The organism is Ruegeria sp. HKCCSP346 (assembly GCF_017872595.1).
GTDB lineage: Bacteria > Pseudomonadota > Alphaproteobacteria > Rhodobacterales > Rhodobacteraceae > Ruegeria.
Map to the genome: position 1 here is coordinate 1,641,049 of NZ_JAEDOT010000001.1, position 24,086 is coordinate 1,665,134.

The window sequence follows — 24,086 nt, forward strand, 5'->3', positions numbered from 1 at the left end:
GCCCGCCTCTCCCTTAAGCGAAGGTTGCGGCGTATTCGTCCAGCGCAGCCTTGATCTTGTCGGAAGCGTCACCCTTGATCTTGGGGTCTTCGTCCGTGATCCACTGAAGCAGATCCGCGTGCTTGCCACGCAGGTGCGCCAGCAGGCCAGCTTCGTAACGGCCAACGTCGGACACATCGATCTTGTCGAGGTAACCATTGGTACCTGCGAAGATGACGCAGACGATTTCAGCGTTGGTCAGCGGCGAGTACTGCGGCTGTTTCATCAGCTCGGTCAGACGCGCACCACGGTTCAGCAGCTGCTGGGTTGCGGCGTCGAGGTCTGAACCGAACTGCGCAAAGGCCGCCATTTCGCGGTACTGAGCCAGTTCCAGTTTAACCGGACCCGCAACCGACTTCATCGAGTTGGTCTGGGCCGAAGAGCCCACACGCGAAACCGACAGACCGGTGTTCACGGCAGGACGGATGCCCTGATAGAACAGTTCGGTTTCCAGGAAGATCTGGCCGTCGGTGATCGAGATCACGTTGGTTGGAATAAACGCCGAAACGTCACCACCCTGAGTTTCGATAACCGGCAGAGCGGTCAGCGAACCCGCGCCGAAGTCTTCGTTCAGCTTCGCCGAACGTTCCAGCAGACGGGAGTGGAGGTAGAAAACGTCGCCAGGATAGGCTTCACGTCCGGGCGGACGACGCAGCAGCAGCGACATCTGACGATAAGACACAGCCTGTTTCGACAGGTCATCATAGATGATCAGCGCATGGCGGCCGTTGTCGCGGAAGTATTCAGCCATCGCAGTTGCGGCGTAGGGTGCCAGGAACTGCATCGGTGCCGGGTCCGAAGCGGTTGCGGCCACAACGATCGAGTATTCAATCGCACCGGACTCTTCCAGTTTCTTCACCAGCTGCGCAACGGTCGAACGCTTTTGACCGATCGCTACGTAAACGCAGTACAGTTTCTTCGACTCGTCGTCGCCTGCTGCGTCGTTGTAGGTTTTCTGGTTCAGGATGGCGTCCAGAGCAACGGCGGTTTTGCCGGTCTGACGGTCACCAATGATCAGCTCACGCTGGCCACGGCCGATCGGGATCATCGCGTCAACCGATTTCAGGCCGGTTGCCATCGGCTCGTGAACCGATTTACGCGGGATGATGCCGGGCGCTTTTACGTCTGCAACGCCACGCTTGGTTGCGTTGATCGGGCCTTTGCCGTCCAGCGGGTTGCCCAGACCGTCCACAACGCGGCCCAGCAGCTCGTCACCGATCGGAACGTCCACGATCGAGTTGGTACGCTTGACGGTGTCACCTTCTTTGATGTCACGGTCGGAACCGAAGATAACGACACCGACATTGTCGCTTTCCAGGTTCAGCGCCATGCCCATGATGCCGCCGGGGAATTCGACCATCTCACCGGCTTGCACATTGTCCAGACCGTATACACGGGCAATCCCGTCACCGACGCTCAGCACGCGACCGATCTCGGCCACTTCGGCTTCCTGACCAAAATTCTTGATCTGGTCCTTCAGGATTGCAGAAATCTCTGCAGCTTGGATTCCCATTTATCCGACCTCTTTCATTGCATTCTGTAGGGAGTTCAGCTTCGAACGGATCGAACTGTCGATCATTTTCGAGCCCACTTTAACGACAAGACCGCCGATGAGGCTTTCATCCACGGTCGCATTGATAGTTACGGTCTTGCCCACGCGCTCGGACAGCGTCTTGGACAGTTTTTCCATTTGCGTCTTGGTCAGCGCCTTGGCCGAGGCGACATCCGCGGTCACTTCGCCACGCTCATCAGCCAGCATGTCGCGCAGAACCTTCAGCAGTTGCGGCACGACGAACAGGCGACGCTTCTGCGCCATCAGACCCAGCGTGTTGCGCAGGATGGCGTTCAGACCCATCTTGTCTGCGATCGCTGTGATCGCGCCTTCCTGTTCAGCGCGGGAAACCAGCGGCGATGCGATCAGGTCGCGCAGCTCTGCACTGTCGTCCAGCGCGGCTGCCAGATCATTGATGCCGGATTCCAGACCTGCAAGGTCGTTGTTCTCTTTTGCGATCTCGAAGACCGCGGTGGCATAGCGCTCGGCGATGCCAGTGGAAATCGAAGCTGGTTCGGACACGTCCACCCTTCCGATATTTTGGGCCCCGAATTCGCGTGCGGCAGCTACCCCGGGGGCGTGAAGAAACCCCGGCCAGACGGTCGGGGATCAAAATCACCGGGGATGTAGCAGAGCCGAACCAACCAAGCAATACGCTATAGCGGTAACGGATTTATCCACAAATTGTTATTTTTCATTAACTTACGGCAAGTGCGACGGTTTGAACACATTGGCCCTGTTGAAAAATGTTACGAATATGCAGGTTTTTGCGATTCCTGTGACTTTTTTTCCTCAATTTTTCGCATGGAATTGCCCGGGGTCTCAGGCGGGCTTCAGCAAGCCGTCCAGCGCTTTGATCGGTCTTTTGACCGCGTCTTTGGTCACGCTGCCGCTTGGCGGGCGGATATGTTTGCTGACTTCCACCATCAGCACCCCACCCGCCATCACCGTCGGAATCCGCTGGCCGGTCTTTTCGATCAGGTTGCCGGATTTCAACCAGAATCGCCGGAACGACGGAGGCATATACAAGGCCGAGCAATGCACCTCGGGCAGGAAGTGATGCGCCTTAAGCTGGTTTTCCAGCTGAGTTGCAGAGTACGGGCGCCCGAACCCGAACGGGGTTTTGTCCGACCGTGACCACAGACCCGCCCGGTTTGGAACGATGAAGACGGCCCGGCCACCGGGGCCCAGCACGCGCCAACATTCGTCAAGCAACTGGTTTGGCCGTTCCGACGTTTCCAGCCCATGCATCACCACAAGCTTGTCCACGTGGCCGGTCTCTATCGGCCAGAGGGTTTCTTCGGTCAGGACCGAAACGTTGGGCATGCCTGCCGGCCATGGCATCACGCCCTGTGGTCCCGGCATCAACCCGATGACCCGGCGCGCATCCGACAGGTAAGGGCGCAGCAAAGGCACCGCGAAACCGAATCCCGCCACTGTCTGGCCTTTTGCTTCGGGCCAAAGCTCGATCAGACGCCCGCGAATAGCCGCCTGCGCCGCACGCCCCAACGTGCTGCGGTAATAGAAGTTCCTCAGATCCTGTACATCAAGATGCATTGCGGACATCCGGTCAATCGGCTTAGCTGGGCGCAGTCTAGCAATGAAAGGGCAAAAGGCCATGCCTCTTGAAATCGTTACAATCCCGTGCCTGAGCGACAATTACGCCTTTCTGGCGCATGACGCCGTCACTGGCCAGACCGCCCTGATCGACGCGCCCGAGACCGCACCGGTCCTGAAGGCGTTGGATGACCGGGGGTGGACGCTGTCATATGTGCTGTTGACCCATCATCACTGGGATCACGTGGACGGGCTGGTGGGAATATTGGCCAAACAGCCGGCAAAGGTCATCGGGGCCGCCGCTGACGCAAATCGCCTGCCGCCGCTGGATCAGCAGGTCAAAGAAGGCGACAGTTTCGAGATCGGCGGCGAACCGGTTCAGGTTCTGGACGTTTCCGGGCACACGGATGGCCATATCGCATTCTACATGCCGAAGAGTTCCGCGGTGTTCACCGCCGACAGCCTGATGGCGCTGGGTTGTGGGCGCCTGTTCGAGGGCACACCCGCGCAAATGTGGGCCTCTTTGAACAAGCTGGCCGCCCTGCCGGACGACACTTTGGTCTGTTCAGGGCACGAATACACACAATCCAACGCCAAATTCGCGATTACAGTCGATCCCGAAAACCAAGCCTTGAAAGATCGCATTGCGGATATCGACCGCGCGCGTGCGGCCGGGAAAGCCACTGTTCCTTCGACTCTGGCCCTTGAAAAGGCCACAAATCCGTTCCTGAGGGCCGCCGATCCGGCGATTCAGGCGAAATTGGGTATGGTGGGCGCTGACCCCGAGGCCGTTTTTGCCGAAATTCGGGCTAGAAAAGACCGGTTCTGATGCCTATTTGCTCCTCTTCAGGGCCACGGTCACAACAAATGTGACTGTCAAGTGAAAGAAAACCCTTGAAGCCGGGCCACGATCAACCAAACTCTAATAGTATGAGGACATGGTTGGGATGGGGTTCCGGCCAAGAAACCGCCCCCTTCTGACCCAAGACAGAGGAGCACCCGCGTGCCTTCATTCTCGAGCACACTGGAACAAGCCATACACGCGGCCCTGGCGGCTGCGAATGAACGGCGCCATGAATTCGCAACGCTGGAGCATTTGCTGCTGGCCCTTCTGGAAGAACCCGATGCCGTGCGCGTCATGAAAGCGTGCAGTGTCGATCTGGACGAGCTGCGCAGCACTTTGGTGGAGTTCATCGACGAGGATCTTTCGAATCTGGTCACGGATATCGACGGATCCGAAGCCGTACCCACCGCAGCGTTCCAGCGCGTCATTCAGCGCGCCGCGATCCACGTTCAAAGCTCGGGCCGGACCGAAGTGACCGGCGCCAACGTTCTGGTTGCCATATTCGCCGAACGCGAAAGCAATGCCGCCTATTTCCTGCAAGAGCAGGACATGACCCGTTACGACGCGGTCAATTTCATCGCGCATGGCGTCGCCAAGGATCCTGCCTATGGCGAAAGCCGCTCGGTATCCGGTGCGGATCAGGTGGAAGAAGACGCCCAGACCACATCCGGCGAAGCGGAACAGAAAGAAAGCGCGCTGGGAAAATACTGCGTGGATCTGAACGCCAAGGCTCGAGCTGGCGATGTCGATCCGCTGATCGGACGCTCGGATGAGGTGGAACGCTGCATCCAGGTGCTGTGCCGCCGCCGCAAGAACAACCCGCTGCTGGTGGGGGATCCAGGTGTGGGCAAGACCGCCATCGCAGAAGGCCTTGCGCACAAGATCGTCGGTGGCGAGGCCCCCGATGTGCTGGCCAATACCACGATCTATTCCTTGGACATGGGCGCGCTGCTGGCCGGAACTCGCTATCGCGGTGATTTCGAAGAACGTCTGAAAGCGGTTGTGACCGAACTGGAGGATCACCCGGACGCGGTGTTGTTCATCGACGAAATCCATACCGTGATCGGTGCCGGGGCGACCTCGGGTGGGGCTATGGATGCCTCGAACCTGCTGAAGCCTGCGCTTCAGGGCGGCAAACTGCGCACCATGGGCTCGACCACCTACAAAGAGTTCCGTCAGCACTTCGAGAAGGACCGTGCGCTGAGCCGCCGGTTCCAGAAGATCGACGTGAACGAGCCTTCGGTAGAAGACAGCGTAAAGATCTTGCGCGGGCTGAAGCCTTATTTCGAAGAGCATCATGACATCAAATACACCGCCGATGCGATCAAGACGGCGGTCGAACTGTCGGCGCGTTACATCAACGACCGCAAGCTGCCCGACAAGGCCATCGATGTGATCGACGAGGCCGGCGCGGCGCAGCATCTGGTCGCGGAAAGCAAGCGGCGCAAGACCATTGGCGTCAAAGAGATCGAGGCGGTTGTCGCCAAGATCGCGCGCATTCCGCCCAAGAACGTCACCAAGGATGATGCGTTGGTGCTGAAAGACCTCGAAGCATCGCTGAAACGGGTGGTGTTTGGTCAGGATCTGGCAATCGAGGCGCTGTCCAGCGCGATCAAACTGGCCCGCGCCGGTCTGCGCGAACCTGAAAAACCCATCGGCAACTATCTGTTTGCCGGTCCGACGGGGGTTGGCAAGACCGAGGTGGCGAAACAGCTTGCAGATACCCTGGGTGTGGAACTGCTGCGTTTCGACATGTCGGAATACATGGAGAAACATGCCGTCAGCCGCCTGATCGGTGCCCCTCCGGGCTATGTCGGGTTTGATCAGGGTGGTTTGCTGACCGACGGTGTTGACCAGCATCCGCACTGCGTGTTGTTGCTGGATGAGATAGAAAAGGCCCACCCGGACGTGTTCAACATCCTGCTGCAGGTGATGGACCATGGCGAGCTGACCGATCACAACGGTCGCACGGTGAATTTCCGCAACGTAGTGCTGATCATGACCTCGAATGCGGGCGCGCAGGAACAGGCCAAGGCCGCCATCGGCTTCGGTCGCGATCGGCGCGAAGGCGAAGACACGGCCGCGATCGAACGCATGTTCACACCGGAATTCCGCAACCGTCTGGATGCCGTGATCTCCTTCGCACCGCTGCCGAAAGAGGTCATTTTGCAGGTGGTCGAGAAATTCGTCCTACAGCTTGAGGCACAACTGCTGGATCGTGGCGTGACCATCGACCTGACCCCAAAAGCTGCCGAGTGGCTGGCCGACAAGGGATATGACGACAAGATGGGTGCACGCCCGCTGGGTCGCGTGATTCAGGAGCACATTAAGAAGCCGCTGGCCGAAGAGCTGTTGTTCGGCAAGCTGGCCAAGGGCGGCGTGGTTCGTGTCTCGGTCAAGAAGGGCGAACTGGATCTTGAAATTCTTGGCCCGGACCAACGGCGCATTTCAGGAGACAAACCACCTCTGTTGACGGCAGACTGACCAAAATACAGACAACTCCTTCAAAGCCCGGCGATCCCCATCGCCGGGCTTTTTCTCTGCTGACAGCATAAAGTGCGACGGAAAAAGACTTCTGCCGCGTGTCATCTTCAATGATGAACGCAAGACAGGGATCGACACGTGAGCAAAATTTCAATTCTCTGGGGCGCCGCCTTTGCCCTATCCACCGTTGCCGCTGTGGCAACTGCACAGCACAGGTTTCGCTATCACGACGAAACGACCGCAGAAACGCTGAGGTTGGTGCCAGCAACCGAAAACCCCGGGAAAAGCAGCGCCTCGGTGAAAGAAAAAGGCGGAAAAATCAAAGTGACGGGCAACGGCATTCCTGATCATCTGGTTGGCCGGTTTCCAAACCAAGGCAATCCGCACCAGATCGAACAGCAGAAGGTCAAGTTGAAATTGCCTGCAAATCCAACGACCAAAGGTGCAATCACGCCGCTGCAAATGGGGTGGAACTTTGGCGTGTCACTCAACGGGGTTGTGTTCGACCCGCAGGCGGCCGAGTTCTGGCATGGCGACCCCAGGTCCGGGTGGTCCTACAATGCCTTGGGTGGCGCTGTTTCCTTGGGGTTGGACGCCAATTATGCCCATGTACAGCCGAATGGAAAGTATCACTATCACGGTGTACCGACAGGGTTGGTCAAGCTGCTGGGATGGTCACCGTCCGAGCATTCACCCTTGATCGGCTATGCCGCAGATGGTTTCCCGATATATGCCGTCACTGGCGTCGTAGGGGGCAAAGTGACCGAAATGACGTCGTCCTATCGTCTGAAACCCGGCAACCGGCCGGGTGGCGCTGCGCCGGGCGGGCGGCATGACGGCACCTTCAACGAGGACTACGTTTTTGTTCAGGGTCACGGCAATTTGGACCAATGCAACGGCGCCTTCACCGTTTCAGCAGAATACCCTTCAGGAACCTATGCGTATTTTCTGACCGAAGATTACCCCGTGGTACCCCGCTGCTTCATGGGCACTCCGGATCAAAGCTTTCGCTTTGGCAGACGGTAATCGGTTTGACCCCATCACGCAGATTACCGAGGCAAGAGGCAAGGTTTGCTATCTTTCCGTGAGTTTCAGCTCGATCCGGCGGTTCTGTGCCCGCGCCTCGGGCGTGTCAGCCGGATTGACCGGCTGGAATTCACCAAACCCGTTTGCCGCCAGACGATTGGGTGGGATGCCCAGCGCGTCGACCATATAGCGCACAACAGACAACGCGCGACCCTGGCTGAGTTCCCAGTTGTCCCGGTATCGGCCCGAACCGGCCAGCGGAACGTTGTCGGTATGGCCGTCGACCCGGATCACCCAGTTCAGACCGGGCGGAATTTCAGCGGCGACACTGCGCAGGATGTTCGCAACTTTCGCAACCTCCTGCTGCCCTTCCGCGGACAGCACGGCTGATCCTGTCGGAAACAAAACCTCGGATGAAAAGACAAAGCGGTCACCTTCAATCCGCACACCTTCCTGATCGCCAAGGACATCCCGGAGACGTCCGAAAAATTCCGAACGATAGCGTTGCAGATCTTCCGCCTGCGCTGCCAGTTCCTCATTTTGACCGGCCAGTGCTTCGGCCTCGGCCTCGAGACGCAGGCGCTCGGCTTCTTCCAGCAGGCGGCGGCGGCGTTCTTCCGAAGCGGCACGGGCCAGCGCGGCATTCAGGTCCTGACCCAAAGTCTGGATTTGGATCTCGGCGGCCTCGTTGCGCTCTTCGAAATCGTCCAGCAGGGCCTGCAAGGACCCCAACTGCCCGCGCAGCGCGGCAATCTGCTGGTTGAGAAGAGCCGCCTCACGCTGGGCCTCGGCTGAGATTTCTTTCTCTTCCGACAATGTCGATTCTGCCAGAGCCAGCAAAGCCTGCCTTTGTTCGGCCAGGGTGCGTTGTTCATCAGCATCCGCCTGCGCTTGCGTTTGCGCCTCCAGGGCGGCTTCAAGTTCGGCGCGCAATTCATCAGGATTCACGTCGCCGAATTGTCGCTCAAGCTCGGCCCGCGCGGCTTGCGCGGCGGCCAGAAGGGTCAGCGTATCTTCGGCCTCTTTGCGTTGTGCCTCCAACGCGAGCGTCATGGCCGTCAGCTCGGCATCCGCATCCTGAAGGCGGTTTCGCAATGCCTCGGCAGCAGCGGCTTCGGCCAGGCGGGCGGCTTCTTCATCGCTCAGTTGCTGTTCAAGGGTGGCGATTTCCGCCGCGCGTTCATCGCCGCTTTGCTCCAGATCCGCAACCAATGCTTCCAGTGCCTCGCGGCGGGCGGCTGCCAATCGGGCAGCTTCCGTCTTCGCATCGATTTCCGCGCGACTTTGTGCAAGGGCAAGGTTCAGCGCCTCTTGTTCCGTCAGCAATTGCTCGCGCACAGTCTCAAGCGCTGCGATGTCGCCCAAAGCCTGTTCCTGCTCGGCAAGCAGCGCCGCAACCTGTGCTTCGAAATTCGTGATACGGGTCTGCGCCTGATCCAACGCGGCGGCCTGACGGTCGCGTTCGGTGGTCAGAGAGGCGATCAGCGACTGCGCTTGCGCCAGATCGTCTTCGGCCTGCGACAGCGTCGTGTTCAACGCACCCAGCCTTGCCTGCAAGCGGCTGTTTTCACGCTCTTCCAAACCCAGCGCGCCCGCAAGCGCAGCAACCTCGTCTGCCAGCGTCGTCAGTTCGTCTTCCTGACCCGAAATGGTTTCGCGCAGAACGAACTGAATCACCATGAAGATGGTCAAAACGAATGTCAGCACCATCAGCAGCCCGGTCATCGCGTCCACGAATCCGGGCCAGACCGAGCCCTGGAAGCGTTGACCGGTGCGGCGGGACAGCGCCATGGGTTACTCTCCTTCCGGCGTGGTGCGCACCGCGCCCCGCGGCAGGGTCAGGGCCTTGACCAGCAGTTCGATATCCTTGCGGAATTCGTTCATGCTTTCCTGACGACCCGCCGAAATCTCTTCGAGAATGCGCAGCAACTGCACGTCCATCGAGCGCAGGCGCATCCGGCTTTCGGCATCGATGCCATCGCCTGCACCGTGTTCGCGCATGTGGTCAAGCAACGCATCCTGCCCCAGCGCAACACGCTCCAGAGCCGAAGTGACGCTTTCGGTATTGGCCTGGCGATTGTTCATCTCGGCAATCACATCGACCAGTTGCCCCAGCTTGGCCGAAACCTCAGCCCGCTCGCTTTCCTGAGCGGCAAACAGATCCTGCAACGCATCCATCTGTTCGGACATGGCATCCAGCACAGGTGTCAGTACGGCGATCTCTGCCCCGCCCTCTTCACCACCGGCAAATCCGACGCGGGTGATCGAGGACAGCCATTCTTCGAGCTCGCGATAAAAGCGGTTCTGCCCGTGCCCGGCAAACACTTCGAGCAGACCAACGATCAGCGATCCCGCCAAACCCAGCAGAGAGGACCCGAACGCAACGCCCATCCCCTGCAACTGCGCCTCGAGTCCGGTCATCAGGCGATTGAAGACGGCCAGCCCCTCTTCGCCTTCTTGCGGGTTCAGGCTGCGGATGGTGTCGACAATGGCTGGAACGGTTGTCGCCAGGCCAAAGAACGTACCCAGCAGACCCAAATAGATCAGAACATTGGTTATATAACGCGTGATTTCCCGTTCTTCTTCGACACGCTCGGCCACGGAGTCCAGAATGGACCGGGTTGAGGTGGAACTGATCTGTGAGCGCGCGCCTCTCTCCCGCAGCAGCGAAGCCAAAGGCGCCAGCAATTGCGGTGTACGCGCATCTTCGCGAACGACGCCCCCGACAAAGGCCTCGATCCAGCGCACGGACCCGATCAGTTGCGTGACCTGATAAAAACAAGCGAGGACGCCGATAAGAAATACGATCAGAATGAAACCATTCAGATACGGATTGGCATAGAAAACCGGCAATACGTAAGGCAGTGCCAGAAACACGCCCAGCCCGGACAAGCCGATCGCCATCAACATCAACAGAATTTGTCGAATGGGATGCGAGAAATGGGGTCTCGCGCCCTGATGTGCCTGCGCCATGCGCGTGGTTCCCGGTATTTGCCTGCTTTGCGTCGAATCTAGCGGGATTCCGCGCGTGACGCCAAGAGTTTATGCGGTAATGTCGCGCACCCGTTGCGCCAACCACTCAAGATCATGGTCACGCAGCCCGATCTCGGCCAGATGTTCTACGGTGTTGTAAAGATATTCATCATTCGGACCGCGCCCGCCAACCGCATGAGCGATGATCCGGGCCTGTTCCTCCAACGGCATCCCGCCGCAATACTGGACGTGGTCGGCATCGATCACATAGGTAACGGCATTGACGATTTCGCCGTTTTCCAGGTGCACATCCAGCATACGTTCAACATAGGCCGAGGAAATCAGCTCGCGCTCGCGCAGCTCGTGCAGCGTACGGTCTTCGTGACCCGCCTCGACCGCAAGGGCCAAACCGGTGCAACTTGCGTTCTCCTGTTCGTCCAGTGCCAGCACCAGGCCCGGTTTTTCTTCGGTCCCGCGGTGGTGGATCGAGCTCATGCAGAAGGAGCGGGAATAACCATGAAGTGTCGCGCGTTCACTGCGTGCCACCGGAAAGCCCGGATTCCACAGCAGCGATCCATATCCGAATACCCACATCGTCATTGCACTGGTCCTCGCCTGTTTCGGCCTATAAACATCAATTCCAAGGCGGGAAAAAGGGCCTTTCGAATGCGTATAATACGAGTGTTGATTTTTGTTTCCCTGGCATGGAGCGCCTATTGGTTCGTGGCCGGGTATGGCCTGCGCTCTGCGATCACTGGCTGGTTCGAACAGCAGGAGGCGCGCGGCTGGCAAGCGGATTTCTCGAATGTCGCGACAGCGGGCTATCCGACCCACCACATGACCCGTCTGAACAATCCGGCGCTGGCGGATCCGGTGAACGGCACGGCATGGAGCGCGGATTGGATCGAATTCAAAAGCCCCGCCATCTGGCCCGGCCGTCAGATATTGCGGTTCGCGGACACACCGCAACGCCTGTCATATTTCGACCAGACATCAACAATCGTGGCCGACGAATTGCTGGCCGAGCTGCAATTGCAGCCCGGCGTCTCACTCGTGCTGGAGAAAATGGCTTTGACGGCCGAGGCCTGGTCGGTGACGGAAAACTCCACCACGCTGGCCTCGGGCGACACGCTGAGCCTGATCATGGAACAAACGCCAATTTCAGAAGCCTATTCCATCACGGCCCGCGCGGATGGGTTTACACCGGGGGAAAAACTGCGGGCCCTGATGCATTCCGCAAGTTCGTTACCGCAGAGCTTTGAGACGCTGGAACTGGATATGGTCACCACTTTCGACAAGGTTTGGAGCCGGTCCGCCCTCGAAGACAGCCGTCCGCAGCCCGTGGCCATCGATCTGCGTCTGGCCGAGATCAAATGGGGTGAGCTGCGCCTGTTCGCGACCGGCGATTTGGATGTGGACGCCCAAGGTATCCCGACCGGAGAGATTGCCGTCAAAGCCGAAAACTGGCGGGATATGATCGCAATGGCAAACGCGGCGGGTGCCCTGCCCGATCAGGCCGTTGATCCCGTCACCCGAGGGCTGAACTTTCTGGCAGGGCTGGGCGGAAACCCCAACGCGCTGGATCTGCAACTGAATTTCCGCGATGGTTTCGTGGCGCTCGGGCCATTGCCTTTGGGCCCTGCCCCGCGCCTGATCCTGCGTTAACGGCAGTAAGGTCCGCTGCGATAGCGGGCCGTATCAAGGTGGAAATGATCCTTGTGATAGCGATCGGAATTCGGCCCCAGCACGGTACCAAACGGGCCGCACGCCCCGCGCCAGATCTTCTTGAGCTGTTTCTGAGACGGGTTCTTGCGCCACCCGTTCAGGACGGTCACCACCTCACCGTCAGCCATTTTGAAACCTGAGATATCGATCGCACGACCCTTGCCATGTTCGGATATCCGCGCACCTTTGCGGTTGTTGCGGGTTCGGCAGGCATAATGGGCGGCGATTTGCAGCTCGACCACGGGCCCGCGGCGTTTGAAGGTGGGTTTGACGGTCTTGTCGACCCACTTGTTCAACGCAATGGCGGTGCCGCAATCCATCGTCGAGGGGCGGCTGAGCATCACACCCGAAACCGAGGTGATCTGCACCGCATCCTTGACACCACAGGCTGAATTCTTGCTGCCCACACGGCCAACAGGTTTGCCTTGAATGGCAATATCCCCGCAAACAGACCCTTTGCGCAGCTTGCGCCTTTTGAACAACACCTGCTGCTCGACAGACTCGGGTCGCAAATAAGGCATCAAGGATGTGTCCGGCCCCAGAAGTGGCAGCTCCGACGGGCGCGCCGCCGCAGCCGTGACTTGCGGCGAAACCGGACGCGAAACCGGACGCAGGTTGGCAATGTCAGAAGGGGCAGGCGCGCTGACAGCCTGCTGAACAGTCAAAGGGCGCATGAGGGGCACCAAAGACTGGTCAAGGGGCGCGGCATGAACCGGCGCGGCGCTCAAAGCCACGACCCCGATCAGAATATGCCCCCAGCGCAGTCTCATGAACTTGCCTTTCCCCGCCCAAAGTCCGGCGCATCCGTATCCTGCCCGGCATCGATGATGCCGCGACGAATAGCACGGGTGCGGGTGAAGTAGTCAAACAAATGATCGCCGTCGCCAGTGCGTATGGCGCGTTGCAGGGCAAAAAGCTCTTCGGTGAACCGGCCCAGGATTTCCAGCGTCGCATCCTTGTTGGACAGGAACACATCCCGCCACATGATCGGGTCGGACGCGGCAATCCGGGTGAAGTCGCGGAAGCCGGCGGCCGAATATTTGATGACTTCGCTGTCGGTTACCCGTCGCAGATCGTCGGCCACGCCAACCATCGTGTAGGCAATCAGGTGCGGCGCATGGGACGTTACGGCGAGGACCAGATCGTGGTGATCCGCATCCATCTCATCGACATTCGACCCCATGCCCTCCCAGAGCGCGCGCAGACGGGCAATGGCATCCGGGTCCGAACCCTCGACCGGGACCAACAGGCACCAGCGATTGTCAAACAGTTCGGCAAACCCGGATTCAGGGCCGGAATGCTCGGTCCCTGCCAAGGGATGCGCGGGAACGAAATGCACTCCGTCGGGGATATGAGGCTGTACCGCCCGAATGACGCCCCGCTTGACCGAACCCACATCCGTAACGGTGGCACCGGGTTTCAGCACGGGTGCAATTTCTTCTGCAACTGCGCCCATAGCCCCCACAGGCACGCAGAGCACGACAAGATCGGCGCCTTCAACCGCCTCGCGTGCCGTGTCGCAAACACGGTCACACAATCCGATCCTGCGCGCGGTTTCACGGGACTTTTCAGACCGGGCATAACCCGTCACTTCCCCGGCCAGCCCTGCACGTTTCATCGCCCAGAACATGGACGAAGCAATCAGGCCCAGCCCGATCAGCGCAACGCGGTCGTAAATCTGGCTCATGCTGCGCCCTCTTTGAATGCAGTGATCGCCGCAACCACACGGCGGCAGGCTTCTTCGTCGCCCACGGTGATCCGCAAGGCGTTCGGCAGGTTGTAGCCTGCAACCCGGCGGACAATCAAACCCTGCGTTTTCAGGTAGTCATCGCAGGCCTCGGCCTCGGCCTGATCGGCGAAACGCGCTAGGATGAAGTTGGTGCAGGACGGGTCCGACGGCACGCCTGTCTTGGCCAATTGATCGGCCAGCCACACACGAAGGCGCGCGTTTTCGGCCTGACAGAAGGTCAGGAATTCCACATCGTTTACCGCAGCTTCAGCCGCCGCCAATGCGGTCATTGACAGGTTGAAGGGCTGGCGCACCCGGTTCAGCACGTCGATGATCGGGCGGTGCGCATAGCCCCATCCGACACGCATACCGCCCAGCCCGTACACTTTTGAGAAGGTGCGCGTCATGATTGCATTCTCATGGGCGTCAACCAGCGACGCCCCGCCATCGAACCCATCGACAAACTCCGCATAAGCGCCATCAAGAACCATCAGGCAGGTGTCGGGCAGACCCAGCGCCAGACGTTCCAGTTCGTCGTTCGGGATCATGGTCGAGGTTGGATTGCCGGGGTTTGTGACAAACACGATCCGCGTCCGCCCCGTCACCGCGGCGAGAATGGCATCCACATCCACCTTGCGGTCACGTTCGGCCACCATGACCGGCGTCGCGCCGGCCATGCGGGCGATGATCGGGTACATGGAAAACCCGTGCTCGGTATAGATCACCTCGTCCCCCGGCCCCGCGTAGGCCTGGGCGACGAATTGCAATACCTCGTCGCTGCCGACACCGCAGATGATCCGCGCCGGGTCCAGCCCATGGCGTGCGCCGATGGCCGCGCGCAGGCTCGCGTGGTCGGTGCTGGGATAACGATGCAGAGTGGCCGCGCTGTCGCGCACCGCCTCTATGGCCTTGGGGCTGGGTCCAAACGGGTTCTCGTTCGAGCTCAGCTTGATCACATGCTCCACTCCCGCCACATGCGACTGACCGCCCTGATACAGCGCGATGTCCATAATGCCGGGTTGTGGGGTGATCTTGGTCATGAGAGGCTCCGTTGAATGGGCCTCTCATACCTGTCTCAAAGGGTTGAGAAAAGCGGCAATTCCCTCATGCGGCCTTGAAGCGCGCTGTTGCCGGGTCAGCGTTGTAGTAAGGCGTGAATTCTTCGGTCCGGTGCGACAGGTCATTGACGCTGTCGATGATGAACTGAACCGTCTCTTCGCTCATCAGATATGAGAAATTCAGGCGCACCCAGCCGGGTTTTTTCATTTCTTCCCCAGCGGACAAGGCAGCGTGCAGCGCCTCTGACGTTGCCTGATCGATCCCCAGCAAGCGGTGGGCGTAGGGTCCGGCACAGGCACAGCCGCCCCGCGCCTGAATGCCGTAGATATCGCTGAGCATCCGCGTAAACAGCTGCTGGTGCACGGGCTGGCCCGCATTGTCGCTCACCAGGAAGGAAAAGATCGGCAGACGGTGCGCTTTTTCGACCCCAAGCAGGGTCAGGTTCGGGTTGTTCTTCCAGCCGTCCAGCGCCATTTGATTGTACTGCGCTTCACGCCGGGCGATTTCGTCCGTTCCGACGACATCCTTGACGATGAAGGCCAGCGCCGCACGAATGTCTCCGATCACGTTGGGCGTCCCGGCCTCTTCCCGGGTGGACAGATCGGTGCTGTAGTCATGCCGCCACGGTGAAACGAAACTTACGGTTCCACCGCCGGGCCAGCTGGGGCACGTCCGTTTAACGGCCGATTGGCTCACCACCAAAACGCCTGATGCGCCCGGGCCACCGGGAAACTTGTGCGGCGAAACCACGATCGCGTCCTTGCGGGCCCCTTCGGACCCCATGTCCATCGGCAGATAAGGCCCACCACCGGCATAGTCCCAAACGGCCAAGGCACCATACGCCTTGAGCATCCGCGTGACCGGATCAGGATCGGTAACAATGCCCGTTACGTTGGACGCGGCAGAAAACGATCCGACCACCAAATCGGCATCCACATGGGCCTCCAGCGCGGCTTTCAGTGCATGCAAGTCCACGCCACCGCCCTCGGCCTCGGGGATTTCGATGACACGTGCCTTGCTTTCGCGCCACGGCAGAATGTTTGAGTGATGTTCATACGGGCCGATCAAGACAATCGGCTGGTCAGCCTCTGCCACCCCTAGCAGGCTGACCAACCGATTGAGCCCCGCAGTGGCGCCGGACCCGGTAAAGATCACCGCGTCCTCTTCCCGAGCACCAACAATGCGGGCTATTTCCGCCCGCGCTTCGCGGCGCAGACGTGTCATGTAGGACCCACAGTAGGAGGCCTCGGTGTGACTGTTTGCGTAAAACGGCAAAACGTCCTGCGCCACAAAATCCTCGACCTGCCGCAACGCGCGGCCCGAAGCGACGTAATCCGCATAGACAAGCGGCACGTCTCCAAGCAGACCCGGGATCAGAACGTTCTCGCCGATCAGCCCATCGCGCAGATTTGAATTGTGAGCGGTGGAACAGAGTTCCGCACGGAATTTGGACAGGGTCATGGCATTGGCTCCTTACTGCCATACCAATGTGATATTTCTGACCCGAGGAAACTTCACATATCTTTGCGTGGATTTTTGAATTTTTGTGTCATATGATCAATTATGGCATCAAAAATAGATCAAATTGATACACGCATACTGAAAGAGCTGCAAAAGGACGCCACCCTGTCACAGCGGGAATTGGCGGATCGGGTTGGCCTGTCCCAAAATGCCTGCTGGCGGCGCTTGAAGGCCCTGAACGAAAACGGTGTGCTGATCGGATCCACGGCCCGCATAGCACGAGAAGAACTGGGGTTGAGCCTTGTGGTCTTCGTCATGCTCCGCACCCGACACCACTCTGCCCAGTGGCTTCAGGCGTTTCGGAGCCATGTTCTGACAATCCCGGAAGTCGTGGATTTTCATCGGATCGGAGGGGATTACGACTATCAGCTGAAAGTCGTAACGCAGGACATGTCATCATATGACAAGGTCTATCAACGATTGATCGAAAAGGTCGAGCTGGACAGCGTGACCTCGTATTTCGCGATGGAAGCGATCGCCGAAGGCAGGCCCCTGCCGATCTGACACGCACTACATTTGCCCAAAAACACCCTAAGGAGTCGCAGGCAATGTCGCGATGACGGCTGCGCCATGGGCAAACCAAAAAAAGACCGCGCAAAAGCGCGGCCTTTCGGAATTCGATTTCGGCGAAGATCAGTTCTTCGCGTAGAATTCGACGACCAGGTTCGGTTCCATGACGACCGGGTAAGGCACATCGCTGAGGCCCGGCGCGCGCACGAACGTCGCGGTCATTTTCGAGTGATCGGCGTCGATGTAGTCAGGAACGTCACGCTCGGCCAGTGCGACGGCTTCCAGGACAACAGCCAGTTGTTTGGATTTGTCACGCACCTCGATCACGTCACCTTCTTTGACGCGGTAGGACGGGATGTTGACACGCTTGCCGTTCACTTTGACGTGGCCGTGGTTCACGAACTGGCGCGCGGCAAAAACAGTTGCGACAAACTTGGCGCGGTAGACCACAGCGTCCAGGCGGCGCTCCAGCAGGCCGATCAGGTTCTCACCAGTGTCGCCCTTCACACGCTCGGCTTCAGCGTAGATGCGGCGGAACTGCTTCTCGGTTAGGTCGCCATAGTAGCCTTTCAGCTTCTGCTTGGCGCGCAGTTGCAGACCGAAGTCAGACAGTTTGCCCTTGCGGCGCTGGCCATGCTGGCCGGGGCCGTATTCGCGACGGTTGACCGGGGATTTCGGACGACCCCAGATGTTTTCGCCCATCCGGCGGTCGATTTTGTACTTGGCAGACGTGCGTTTGGTCACGGCTGATCTCCTTCGTTACACTATGAAGGGCGTTGTCCTCTTGAGGTCTCCCCCATGACAGGCATCCCCTTGCGGGGGCCACCAACACCAATGAAGCCGCGCTTATATCCGCAATGCTGGCGGAGTCAACACAACATCCCGCAAAGTTCAGAAAAACGATCAGGGCAGACAACCAGCGGACCGGGCTCCGCACCCAAACCGCCAGGCGGCGCCTTGAAATCCTAGTTTGAGGCCGGAAAAGAAACTACTGTCGCGCCGCTTTTCGCGGCGGGGTTTGGGATCATCGCAAGCTCGGTCACATCGACAATCCAGAACTCTTCGTCCCGTGGCGGGCAAGCGCCTTCGAACACAAGAGCCCGCGACGTATCGTTGCCATCGGCAACAAGCTTGGCAGAGAACTTCTGCGCACCGTTGGTAAGGGTAAGGGTTCCGGTCACATCGCCCGAAATCTCACGGACAATAGGAAAGTGGCTGGTCACCGGGCTGGAAACGCCCCCGACATTTCCGATTTTTCCGATGCTTTGCTCGGCAGTCTCACTCATGACGATTGCTTGTCCACGCCATGACCATGCTGCTCCGACCGTCATACAGGAAAGGGGCGCGTCTTCTAGCCCATCAATTTCCGTCTGACACCAAGTAATAGCTATTTGACCGTTTGTTCCGGCTCTCATCTGCCCACTCGCACTTACCAACACCCCAACACTCAATTTTTTCCTTATCAGCACAAATTCCGGCGGAAAAGAGACAGAACTGTAGCAAACCCAAGATTGTTGTTAATGTGACTCAATTTTTGGCGCTGTTCGTCAGGGGCGCCGGCCCGTCGATGACGGTTGTGACCAGCGATGGCCGAAACCAATACCAAAAAAACCTGATGGCATTGAACGAACTGATGTGCAGGTATCAATTCTTCTTCATCGCCCAAAGGTACGGAACACTATCCCGACAACCGCAAGCGTGACGCTCAGAGAAATGGGGGCAGCGTTCCGGATTTCCGTCAGCCGCGGGCCCAAGAACGGTGTCCTGAGCAAAGGCTCTCATCAAATCATGTTGAAAAAACATACTGATCCTGAGCGATAACGGGCTGAAGGGCCTTTGTTTGAGGCAATTTTCAATCGGCGCAAGAAATTCATCCACGTCACCCTCGGGGTGCCGGGATCACCGGTACGCTACTGCCAACGGAAGCCTGACTCCGACAGTTGTCTTTGAACCCGCCCGGGATAGTCGGATACGATTGCGTCCACTCCCAGATCGATCATCCTGCCGATATCTTCGTGTTCATTAACTGTCCACACGACGACGCACAGGCCCAGCTCTTTTGCGCGCTTGACGTTTTCGGGTGTTACATCCGCAAAGTACGGGCACCAAAGCAAACCGCCAGCCTGCTTTACCAAGTTTGGAATTTCGTCGCGACGGCCACGAAAGTCCGGGCAAACGGATTTTGAGGAATCCTCGCCAACATCGTCGGCATTATCCGGAAGTTGCGTTAGGTAGGATGAAGGTATTTCCGGAGCTTGCCTCTGACACTCCGCCAACAGGTTCCAATCAAAACTGTGAAGCACCGCGCGCGAAGATAAACCCTTGCCGCGAACATCCCGAAGTACTCTGCGGACAAAGTTTTCCCGGTAAAGCGCATCATGGGCCACGTCGGGGTCCGACTTCAGCTCGAGCATCAAATGGGCATCACTGTAATTCGGGTCATTGACCAAATCGAGCAGATCCAACAGCCTTGGAACACGAACATCGTCTATTTGCGCCTGATCCGGGAAGCGTTGGCCATAGGCGGAATGGCCGTCCAGACGCCCAATATCGAATTGTCGGATCTGTTCGTAAGTCAGCGAGGAAACTTTTGGCTCTTCCCCGGTCAGAAACAGGCCATTGCAATCACGGAAACTGGCCGAATGCAGACGATGATTGTGCGTAATGACCGGCACATCATCGGCTGTCAGGACAACGTCAAATTCAAGAAGCGGGACGCCGATGGAAAGTGAAAAGTCGAAGCCGATCATGCTGTTTTCAGGCAACACGCCCCGTGCCCCTCGATGCCCCACGACCCGGATCAGGTTCTCCCCGCCGCGAAAGGCCTCAACCTGTTGAGACGCCATCAGCCTTCCAGCCTTTTGCCTGTCGCGTGGTCAAACAAATGCATGTTCTCAGGTGCCACCGAGAACCGCATAATCGGATGGCGTCCTTCGATCGGGTGGACACCGGGAAGGCTTGCCGTGATCGCGCTTTCAGAGCCCGACAGGTGACCGTGCAGCAACGTGTTGGCCCCAAGCGGTTCAGCCATCTGAATCGCGGCTTCAAGCGGGCCGTTGTCATCCGACAACAGGTGCTCCGGTCTTATGCCAAGCTTCACGGCGCAGTCCGGACCCCCAGAGGGGCCGACTTCGATTTCTCCGATCTTGACCGCCCCGTTTTGGCGCCGTGCTTCGAATATGTTCATTGCCGGGCTGCCGATGAATTGCGCGGCAAACAGCGTTTGTGGAGTTTCATAGACCTCGAGCGGCGTGCCTATCTGTTCGGCGATGCCGCCGTTCATCACGATCATCCTGTCCGCCATCGTCATTGCTTCGACCTGGTCATGCGTGACGTAAAGTGACGTGATCCCAAGTTTTTCCTGAAGTTCGCGTATTTCCAGACGCATCTGAACACGAAGCTTGGCATCCAGATTCGAGAGCGGCTCGTCAAACAGGAAAACAGCGGGCTCGCGGACAATGGCCCGGCCCATCGCGACCCTCTGGCGCTGACCGCCGGACAATTGCCTGGGCTTGCGATCCAGCAAAGGTTCAAGCTGCAACAGCTTGGCCGCCTGGGTCACCTTTTGATCGATCTGAGCCTTGGGCAGCCCCGCGATCTTCAGGCCATACCCCATGTTCTGACGCACGGACATATGTGGATAGAGCGCGTAGTTCTGGAACACCATGGCGATGTCGCGATCCATGGGCTCTTTGTCATTGGCGCGTTCACCGCCGATCCGGATTTCCCCGGACGTGACCGTTTCCAGCCCCGCCACCATCCGCAACAATGTGGACTTGCCGCAGCCTGACGGGCCGACGATCACGATGAACTCTCCATCGGCGATATCGACATCAACGCCGTGGATCACATCCGTCGGGCCAAAGCTCTTTTTGACATTCTCTAGGGTAACTGTTGCCATTTCTTACTTCTCGCTATCGACAAGGCCACGGACAAAGAGCTTTTGCATCGACACCACCACGATGACCGGTGGGATCATCGCCAGAATGGACGTCGCCATGATCGTCGGCCAATGCGCAAAGTCGTCACCGGACGGGAACATCTGCTTGATACCCATCACGATGGTATTCATTTCGGGATCGGTCGTGATCAGCAGCGGCCAAAGATATTGGTTCCACCCATAGATGAACAGGATCACGAACAGTGCGGCGATGTTGGTCCGGCTCATGGGGACGACGATATCGATGAAAAACCGCATCGGTCGCGCGCCGTCGACCCGGGCTGCCTCGGCAAGCTCATCGGGGATGGTCAGAAAGAACTGACGGAACAGGAAGGTTGCCGTGGCCGAGGCGATCAGGGGAAAGATCAGCCCGTAATAGCTGTTGAGCATGCCGAACCCGGCGACAACTTCGAACGTCGGAACGATGCGGACTTCGACCGGCAGCATCAGGGTCAGGAAGATCAGCCAGAAGAACGTCGTTCGCCCGGGAAAGCGGAAATAGACAATCGCGAAAGCCGACAGCAGAGAGATGATGATTTTGCCGACTGCAATTCCGATTGCCATCACCAGGCTGTTGAACAGCATCGTGGCAACGGGCACATTTACCCCCGAGAACAGCGCCGCCTTGTAGTTCACCCAGAACTGATCGCCGGGCACGACAGGCATCGGTGGCGAGACGATCTCGGCCTGGGTCACGGTCGAAGCCACGAAGGCAAGCCATATCGGGAAAAATATGATCAGGACACCGAGGATCATGAGGGCATGGGACAACCAGATGCCCGCGCCGCGTTTTTCGACCATTCCGTGCTGTTGGGCCGCCATTAGTAATGCACCCTCTTTTCCACGTATTTGAACTGGATGACCGTCAACAGGCCGACGACGATCAGCAAGATGACCGATTGCGCCGAAGACGAGCCGAGGTCCTGCCCCACAAACCCGTCCGAGAATACCTTGTAGACAAGAATTGTTGTCGACTGTTGCGGCCCGCCGCCGGTGATCGTGTGGATCACGCCAAAGGTCTCGAAGAAGGCATAAACGACGTTCACCACCAGCAAGAAGAACGCCGTCGGCGACAGCAGCGGCAGCACGATCGTGAAGAATCGGCGCCAGAAATGCGCGCCGTCAATCGCCGCCGCCTCGATCACGGATCTTGGAACGGATTGCAGGGCAGCGAAAAAGAACAGGAAGTTATAGCTTATGCGCCCCCAGGCAGAGGCAACGACCACCAGCCCCATGGCTTCGGTGCCGTTCAGAACGTGGTTCCAGTCATATCCAAGCTGGCCAAGATACCATGACACGACGCCGACGCGCGTGTTGAACATGAACAGCCACAGAACGCCCGCAACCGCAGGGGCAACAGCGTAGGGCCAGATCAGCAACGTCCGATAGACCCCGGACCCTTTGATCAATCGATCCGCAATGACCGCAAGAAACAAGGCAGGGATCATCGAGCACAACGTGACCAGCGTGGAAAACACCGCCGTCGTCACGAAGGAGGCGCGATAAAACTTGTCACTCAGCAGGAATTCAAAGTTGCCGAGCCCCACGAACTGGGACGACAGCCCGAACGGGTCAGGTATGAACAGCGACTGCCAGATGGCCTGACCGGCGGGATAGAAAAAGAAAACAGCGGAAATGATGACCTGAGGGGCGATCAACGCCAATGGCAACAGCCAGCCGCGAAAGGTGACGCGTTTTTCCATCCTGAAAACCCACCGAAGAAAGAAAATGCGGGCCCCGAAAGGGCCCGCATGACGTTACGACTTATTGATTGGCGGATTCGAACCGGCGCAGCAACGCATCGCCGCGCTCCTTCGCGCTGTCCATCGCTTCCTGAGCGGTCTTCTCACCGGACCAGATCGCCTCAAGCTCTTCGTCGATGATGCCCCGGATCTGGTCGAACGATCCCAAGCGCAAGCCTTTCGAATTTGCGGTCGGCTCTTTCGTGGTCATCTGGATCACTGCGACGTCGGTGCCCGGGTTTTCGTCATAAAAACCGGCGGCACGCGTAACCTCACCCGCTTCTGTCGTGATTGGAAGGTAACCGGTGTTCTGGTGCCAGGCCGCTTGTACGTCAGGTGATGACAGGAAGCTCAGGAACTCTCCGACGCCCTTGTACTCTTCCGGCTCATGACCCTCCATTACCCAAAGAGACGCGCCACCGATGATGGTGTTTTGCGGCTCACTGGTTACGGATTCCCAATAGGGCAGCGGACGCACGTCGAAATCAAACTCAGCCTCTGCCTTGATGCCGGCGTATCCGGCCGAACTTTCGGTGAACAATGCGCACTCGCCTGACCGGAAGTTCGCACCACCTTCGTTTCTGCGGCCGGTATAGATGAACTTGCCATCCTTGGCCCAGTCACCCATCGCGGTCAGGTGTGCGACCTGCACCGGACCGTTCAGCATCAGCTCGGTATCCAGACCGGCAAATCCGTTGTCACGTGAGGCAAAGGGAACATCGTGATAGGCTGAAAGGTTTTCAAGGTGAATCCAGCTTTGCCATGCTGTCACCAGCGGGCAATCCGCGCCACCTGCCTTCAGCTGCTCGAGCACTTCGCCGACTTTTTCCCAAGTGGACAGATCCGTGTCCGGATCAACGCCTGCCGCTTGCATGGCATCGCGGTTGACCCACAGGACCGGCGTCGAGGAGTTGAAGGGAAGCGACAGCATCTCTCCGTCAGTGGTTGTGTAGTAGCCTTTGACGGCGCCAATATACGCGTCGGGATCAAAAGACGCGCCGCTTTCGGCCATCACTTCATAGACCGGCTTGATCGCCCCTTTGGCTGACATCATTGTCGCTGTGCCGACTTCGAACACCATCAGAATATGTGGTTGTTCACCGGCCCGGAATGCAGCAATCCCGGCATTCAGGGTTTCCGAGTAGTTGCCCTTGTGGCTTTCGACCACGACGAACTCATCCTGACTGGCGTTGAATTCTTCAACCTGTCCTTTGACAAGTTCCCCAAGGCGACCGGTGAAGGCATGCCAGAACTGGACTTCGGTTTGCGCCATTGCCGCCAAGGGGGACAAGGCCGTGGTGATGGCAAGAGCGCCAAGCAGATTCTTTTTCATGATTCCTCCCATGCATCAGGGTTGATGCTTCGTTGTATACCGACCGCAACGC

At 58.5% G+C, this 24,086-nt stretch carries 22 protein-coding genes; 5 read left to right on the plus strand and 17 right to left on the minus strand.

Annotated features, from left to right (window positions below):
- Positions 1-13: 13 nt before the first annotated feature.
- From atpA to I9185_RS08265, 3 genes are all read right to left on the minus strand, one after another.
- Positions 14-1,552 carry a F0F1 ATP synthase subunit alpha gene (atpA, locus tag I9185_RS08255; RefSeq protein WP_152459013.1) on the minus strand — a complete coding sequence of 513 codons (1,539 nt, stop codon included), beginning with the start codon at positions 1,550-1,552 and terminating at the stop codon, positions 14-16.
- Complete coding sequence (locus I9185_RS08260) at positions 1,553-2,113, minus strand: F0F1 ATP synthase subunit delta (protein ID WP_171722736.1); 561 nt, start codon at positions 2,111-2,113, stop codon at positions 1,553-1,555.
- A 300-nt stretch (positions 2,114-2,413) separates the two neighbouring features.
- Positions 2,414-3,148, minus strand: coding sequence for a class I SAM-dependent methyltransferase (locus I9185_RS08265; RefSeq protein ID WP_171634510.1), 735 nt, complete (start codon positions 3,146-3,148; stop codon positions 2,414-2,416).
- Between the two features lie 61 nt (positions 3,149-3,209).
- On the opposite strand from I9185_RS08265, the gene gloB reads away from it, so the two are divergent.
- The 3 genes from gloB (at position 3,210) to I9185_RS20375 (ending at position 7,502) form a co-directional block, all read left to right on the plus strand.
- A complete protein-coding gene (gene gloB, locus I9185_RS08270; protein ID WP_210092749.1) occupies positions 3,210-3,977 on the plus strand; it encodes a hydroxyacylglutathione hydrolase in 768 nt (255 codons plus the stop codon).
- Between the two features lie 174 nt (positions 3,978-4,151).
- Positions 4,152-6,476 (plus strand): ATP-dependent Clp protease ATP-binding subunit ClpA, encoded by a 2,325-nt coding sequence (gene clpA, locus I9185_RS08275; protein ID WP_171168952.1) that lies wholly within the window; start codon positions 4,152-4,154, stop codon positions 6,474-6,476.
- A gap of 138 nt (positions 6,477-6,614) precedes the next feature.
- On the plus strand, positions 6,615-7,502 hold the full coding sequence (locus I9185_RS20375) for a YHYH protein (protein WP_210092750.1): 888 nt from the start codon (positions 6,615-6,617) through the stop codon (positions 7,500-7,502).
- A gap of 48 nt (positions 7,503-7,550) precedes the next feature.
- Here I9185_RS20375 and I9185_RS08285 read toward each other — a convergent pair whose 3' ends face one another.
- The 3 genes from I9185_RS08285 to I9185_RS08295 all read right to left on the minus strand — a co-directional run bounded on the left by I9185_RS08285 (position 7,551) and on the right by I9185_RS08295 (position 11,075).
- Positions 7,551-9,293: a peptidoglycan -binding protein gene (locus tag I9185_RS08285; RefSeq protein ID WP_210092751.1), complete on the minus strand. Its 1,743-nt coding sequence runs from the start codon at positions 9,291-9,293 to the stop codon at positions 7,551-7,553.
- A gap of 3 nt (positions 9,294-9,296) precedes the next feature.
- Positions 9,297-10,475: a biopolymer transporter ExbB gene (locus I9185_RS08290; protein ID WP_152459020.1), complete on the minus strand. Its 1,179-nt coding sequence runs from the start codon at positions 10,473-10,475 to the stop codon at positions 9,297-9,299.
- 69 nt (positions 10,476-10,544) lie between these two features.
- The gene (locus I9185_RS08295) at positions 10,545-11,075 is read right to left on the minus strand and encodes a gamma-glutamylcyclotransferase (RefSeq protein ID WP_152459021.1); all 531 of its coding nucleotides are present in this window, start codon (positions 11,073-11,075) and stop codon (positions 10,545-10,547) included.
- A gap of 66 nt (positions 11,076-11,141) precedes the next feature.
- Here I9185_RS08295 and I9185_RS08300 point away from each other — a divergent pair, with 66 nt between their 5' ends.
- A complete protein-coding gene (locus tag I9185_RS08300) occupies positions 11,142-12,140 on the plus strand; it encodes a DUF2125 domain-containing protein (RefSeq protein WP_210092752.1) in 999 nt (332 codons plus the stop codon).
- Here I9185_RS08300 and I9185_RS08305 read toward each other — a convergent pair.
- The 4 genes from I9185_RS08305 to I9185_RS08320 all read right to left on the minus strand — a co-directional run bounded on the left by I9185_RS08305 (position 12,137) and on the right by I9185_RS08320 (position 16,449).
- Entirely contained in the window at positions 12,137-12,970 is an 834-nt protein-coding gene (locus tag I9185_RS08305) for an extensin family protein (RefSeq protein WP_171634528.1), read from the minus strand. The two genes, I9185_RS08300 and I9185_RS08305, sit on opposite strands and share 4 nt — an antisense overlap.
- Positions 12,967-13,887 carry a prephenate/arogenate dehydrogenase family protein gene (locus tag I9185_RS08310; protein ID WP_171634530.1) on the minus strand — a complete coding sequence of 307 codons (921 nt, stop codon included), beginning with the start codon at positions 13,885-13,887 and terminating at the stop codon, positions 12,967-12,969. Before I9185_RS08310 ends, I9185_RS08305 begins: the two co-directional genes overlap by 4 nt.
- Positions 13,884-14,969, minus strand: coding sequence for a histidinol-phosphate transaminase (hisC, locus tag I9185_RS08315; RefSeq protein WP_210092753.1), 1,086 nt, complete (start codon positions 14,967-14,969; stop codon positions 13,884-13,886). Before hisC ends, I9185_RS08310 begins: the two co-directional genes overlap by 4 nt.
- A 64-nt stretch (positions 14,970-15,033) precedes the next feature.
- A complete protein-coding gene (locus I9185_RS08320) occupies positions 15,034-16,449 on the minus strand; it encodes an aminotransferase class V-fold PLP-dependent enzyme (RefSeq protein ID WP_210092754.1) in 1,416 nt (471 codons plus the stop codon).
- Between the two features lie 102 nt (positions 16,450-16,551).
- Between I9185_RS08320 and I9185_RS08325 the strand changes: the two genes are divergently transcribed.
- Positions 16,552-17,013, plus strand: coding sequence for an Lrp/AsnC family transcriptional regulator (locus I9185_RS08325; protein WP_171634539.1), 462 nt, complete (start codon positions 16,552-16,554; stop codon positions 17,011-17,013).
- A 129-nt stretch (positions 17,014-17,142) separates the two neighbouring features.
- Here I9185_RS08325 and rpsD read toward each other — a convergent pair whose 3' ends face one another.
- The 7 genes from rpsD to ugpB form a co-directional block, all read right to left on the minus strand.
- The gene (rpsD, locus tag I9185_RS08330) at positions 17,143-17,763 is read right to left on the minus strand and encodes a 30S ribosomal protein S4 (RefSeq protein WP_152459028.1); all 621 of its coding nucleotides are present in this window, start codon (positions 17,761-17,763) and stop codon (positions 17,143-17,145) included.
- Between the two features lie 221 nt (positions 17,764-17,984).
- Complete coding sequence (locus I9185_RS08335; protein WP_171634541.1) at positions 17,985-18,305, minus strand: hypothetical protein; 321 nt, start codon at positions 18,303-18,305, stop codon at positions 17,985-17,987.
- A gap of 624 nt (positions 18,306-18,929) precedes the next feature.
- The gene (locus tag I9185_RS08340) at positions 18,930-19,865 is read right to left on the minus strand and encodes a glycerophosphodiester phosphodiesterase family protein (RefSeq protein WP_210092755.1); all 936 of its coding nucleotides are present in this window, start codon (positions 19,863-19,865) and stop codon (positions 18,930-18,932) included.
- Positions 19,865-20,920: a sn-glycerol-3-phosphate import ATP-binding protein UgpC gene (locus I9185_RS08345; protein WP_171722727.1), complete on the minus strand. Its 1,056-nt coding sequence runs from the start codon at positions 20,918-20,920 to the stop codon at positions 19,865-19,867. The genes I9185_RS08340 and I9185_RS08345 overlap by 1 nt, the downstream gene beginning before the upstream one ends.
- A gap of 3 nt (positions 20,921-20,923) precedes the next feature.
- Positions 20,924-21,760, minus strand: coding sequence for a sn-glycerol-3-phosphate ABC transporter permease UgpE (gene ugpE, locus I9185_RS08350; RefSeq protein ID WP_152459916.1), 837 nt, complete (start codon positions 21,758-21,760; stop codon positions 20,924-20,926).
- Between the two features lie 20 nt (positions 21,761-21,780).
- The gene (ugpA, locus tag I9185_RS08355; RefSeq protein WP_152459032.1) at positions 21,781-22,662 is read right to left on the minus strand and encodes a sn-glycerol-3-phosphate ABC transporter permease UgpA; all 882 of its coding nucleotides are present in this window, start codon (positions 22,660-22,662) and stop codon (positions 21,781-21,783) included.
- 61 nt (positions 22,663-22,723) lie between these two features.
- Entirely contained in the window at positions 22,724-24,034 is a 1,311-nt protein-coding gene (gene ugpB, locus I9185_RS08360; RefSeq protein ID WP_171722726.1) for a sn-glycerol-3-phosphate ABC transporter substrate-binding protein UgpB, read from the minus strand.
- Positions 24,035-24,086: the final 52 nt, after the last annotated feature.